This window comes from Phaeodactylibacter luteus, from assembly GCF_007993045.1.
GTDB classification, from domain to species: domain Bacteria; phylum Bacteroidota; class Bacteroidia; order Chitinophagales; family Saprospiraceae; genus Phaeodactylibacter; species Phaeodactylibacter luteus.
Genome location: NZ_VOOR01000219.1, coordinates 1 through 405, shown reverse-complemented (window position 1 = coordinate 405; position 405 = coordinate 1). Strand labels below are relative to the sequence as shown.

Here is a 405-nt window from a genome sequence, read left to right as displayed (position 1 = left end):
CCGCCCAACAGGCCAGAAGCGAAAACTGTAGCAGCGCCCCCGCCCAGGCCGGAAAGGTCGGCCTCGAAAGTCGCTACGATGTCTGGGCTGCCCGCTGCCCGTACATCCAAATAGTACAACGCGGGCGGAACGCTCAGGTAGCCGTCGGAAAAGCTGCCGTACGGCAGGTTGCTCAGCAGGTTGCCCACCGTGCGCGCATCAACATCTACCGCAGGAGCGCCCGGTGAGCCGTGAAAGGCTTGGAACTGCACCGCTGCTGCATCAGTGCTCGCTTCCTGCGCCATGTCCGTCACCGCAAGGGTGAAGGGCGTCTCTTCGCTGCCTACGATGCCGTTCGCAAAGACCACGTAAGTTTTGCCGTTTTCGAAAGTGACCGGGAAGTTCACCAGGGTGTCCGCCACGGAG

General features: G+C 62.2%; 1 pseudogene. It reads right to left on the bottom strand.

Annotated features, from left to right (window positions below):
- Window positions 1–405, bottom strand: a pseudogene (locus FRY97_RS22705) (DUF4397 domain-containing protein); the annotation flags it as partial.